Consider the following 2,646-nt stretch of genomic DNA (forward strand, 5'->3'; position numbering starts at 1 on the left):
GCTTAACTTACAAGCATTACGTTTTCATACGTGCTTTTTTTATTTCGGCGCCCATTCAGTGTAGTTAACCGTAGTTTTACTATCTATTAGGGCATGCTAGACCTAGGTTTTTCACCCCAAATGAGCAAAAACAACCCACTAAGTATAGAAAAACATCAAACGATACTTTTTTTGCAATTTAATGTTGACCCAGAACGCGAAAACACGTTTAATACACCTCGTCGCCCGGATAGCTCAGTCGGTAGAGCAGAGGATTGAAAATCCTCGTGTCGGTGGTTCGATTCCGCCTCCGGGCACCACAATTTATTTGTTGGTGTCCTAGACAACAACAGTAAAGCACAAAGAAATATTATGTGCCGACTTAGCTCAGTAGGTAGAGCAACTGACTTGTAATCAGTAGGTCACCAGTTCGACTCCGGTAGTCGGCACCATTTCTTTAAAGCTTTAAGAATAATTCCCCTTTAGTTCAGTTGGTAGAACGGCGGACTGTTAATCCGTATGTCGCAAGTTCAAGTCTTGCAAGGGGAGCCAAGTTAATCATCAAGCATAAGCTTTTTGATTCATGATGCCGACTTAGCTCAGTAGGTAGAGCAACTGACTTGTAATCAGTAGGTCACCAGTTCGATTCCGGTAGTCGGCACCATTCTCTTGATTAGAGACTAAACAATCAATTCCCCTTTAGTTCAGTTGGTAGAACGGCGGACTGTTAATCCGTATGTCGCAAGTTCAAGTCTTGCAAGGGGAGCCAATTAAAAAAAGCCGCATCATTGATGCGGCTTTTTTGCATCTAAAGATCATAACTTCTCAATACAACTACCCTTACATTTCAAATATCATATTCAATTCAAAAACCAACCGTTTTTATATCCATCCAAAGCTACAAATCTTCGCCACTTAACTCCCTTCAAAATCGTCCAACAACAAACGACACATTCACGTAAGAGTCACTCATAGTACGTTACTACTCATTTTATTATTGAGAAGATCGGCTGAAAAAATCAATGCTAAGCCTAGAAATGAGAAAGCTAAATAACAAATCAAATAAGCGCTAGAAAAGCTCTGTAAGGCGCTTCAATCCAAATGATACACAAGTCACTCTTTATCAAAACTATCCACTACAATAGCGCCCATAGAGGCTGGCATTGAAATAACAATCACTCTTTTGATCGATACAACAGGGTCGCTCAATAGAGGTAATTTGTCCAAGCAAGTCAGTACCAAAGCAACGACCAAGGCCGTCATAACATAAGCAATAACTATTCTGAAAATAAACACCGGCAACCGTGCAACAACATCTTTTTGAAAGACACTCTCATACGTATAGAAGCCTAAGAACACCGCAGACAGTAAAAATAACAGCAATAGATTGGCGGTAGGTAAAGTCTCCCCTAACTTCCAAGCCTCTTCAGAAAAAGAAATTGGCACGGCCAAAGCAAAAGATCCCACAAAGATCTGGCTCGCATCTTCAAAGTTAAAACTCAATTTCATAGTTCGACCCACTAGGTTTAAGGCTTTATCTATTTCTTAAAATAATCACAAAACTATCCACCGATGGCTTGAGGAATTTTCTTCCTACCAAGTAAACAGTAATGACCTTTCTAATTTCATATTAGTCGCAATAGCCAAAACATAGCTTGAACTAACCAGCAAGAAATCAATATGCTCAGAGCAAAGTGGTCAACACAACAGATTCATGTCGAGTCAACAAACACATCAGAGTCGAAGAGAGACCGGTAAACATCCTCTAAGGACCTACACTTAGAACCAGAGAATCTCAATCCGGTTGGGTGATCAATACAATTAATAGTGGTTTAAGCTTAATGCATTAAGTCGACTCATTAAGGGCTATAGTGTTCTTAACAGAAACATCCATGATGGATTCCTAATTACACATCAGAACTACCCTCTAGATTCATAGATAGAACAGAAATCAGGTTTCGTAGACGAAGGGCTGTTAGCTAATACTTGAACTTGATAAAGCAAACATCCACAAACGCAGGGCACGTAGGATGAGTTGTAAGGCTTATAGAGCCTCAGGTATTGAAATGGACATGCTGATTAGAACAGTCTCATGAACCTAACTTACAACGTCGTATAGCTCGAGTGTTTGAGCACTCAGCCGCGTTTGAAGTCATGCTAGTGCCAACTCACAAATGGAGTCAGAAATGATGTCACCCTAATCGTAGGGTTTGGGTTTGGGTTTGGGTAACACGTAGGCTACAGGAAAGTCTTTTGTGCAAGTTATACCAATTAAAGTAAAAATATGATCTAATTGAGGCCGTCGAACTCTTACAGAAAATCGCTATGGATAGCCTTAATAATACTGATTTTAAAAAGCTAGCAAGCCAACAAAAAACCATTCAAATGAAGGTTCGCTTGCTAGCACTTGCCCACTTCAAAGAAGGTCATTCGCGTACTCAAATTGCCAAATACCTTAAAGTCAGTCGAACCAGTGTAAACAAATGGGTTCAAGCATTTCTTGAAGAAGGATTGGAAGGGCTTCAAGAAAAACCTCGCACAGGCAGACCGGTATATCTCAATGCAGAACAACGAAAACAACTCAGTGCATTCATTAAGAAAGAAGCAGAGTCCCCTTCAGGCGGGCGCCTTGTCGGGAGCGATATATATGACTACATCGTGAAAAAC

General features: G+C 40.4%; 2 protein-coding genes and 5 tRNA genes. 6 read left to right on the top strand and 1 reads right to left on the bottom strand.

Annotated features, from left to right (window positions below):
* Nucleotides 1-223: 223 nt before the first annotated feature.
* From AB4407_RS18810 to AB4407_RS18830, 5 genes are all read left to right on the top strand, one after another.
* Nucleotides 224-299 (top strand) — tRNA-Phe (locus AB4407_RS18810).
* A 56-nt stretch (nucleotides 300-355) separates the two neighbouring features.
* Nucleotides 356-431: transfer RNA gene (locus tag AB4407_RS18815), tRNA-Thr, on the top strand.
* Between the two features lie 24 nt (nucleotides 432-455).
* Nucleotides 456-531: transfer RNA gene (locus tag AB4407_RS18820), tRNA-Asn, on the top strand.
* Nucleotides 532-567: 36 nt separating this feature from the next.
* Nucleotides 568-643: transfer RNA gene (locus AB4407_RS18825), tRNA-Thr, on the top strand.
* Between the two features lie 29 nt (nucleotides 644-672).
* Nucleotides 673-748: transfer RNA gene (locus AB4407_RS18830), tRNA-Asn, on the top strand.
* Nucleotides 749-1,092: 344 nt separating this feature from the next.
* On the opposite strand, the gene AB4407_RS18835 is transcribed toward AB4407_RS18830, so the two are convergent.
* Nucleotides 1,093-1,488 (bottom strand): DUF2391 family protein, encoded by a 396-nt coding sequence (locus tag AB4407_RS18835; RefSeq protein WP_017060180.1) that lies wholly within the window; start codon nucleotides 1,486-1,488, stop codon nucleotides 1,093-1,095.
* A gap of 816 nt (nucleotides 1,489-2,304) precedes the next feature.
* On the opposite strand from AB4407_RS18835, the gene AB4407_RS18840 reads away from it, so the two are divergent.
* The coding region (locus tag AB4407_RS18840; RefSeq protein WP_372121618.1) for a transposase at nucleotides 2,305-2,646 on the top strand (342 nt) is incomplete at its 3' end.

The organism is Vibrio sp. 10N.261.46.E11, assembly GCF_041472735.1.
Classification (GTDB): Bacteria; Pseudomonadota; Gammaproteobacteria; order Enterobacterales; family Vibrionaceae; genus Vibrio.

Coding starts and splice junctions, on each gene's coding strand:
- AB4407_RS18835 (WP_017060180.1), bottom strand. CDS start 1,488: ATGAAATTGAGTTTTAACTTTGAAGATGCGAGCCAGATCTTTGTGGGA.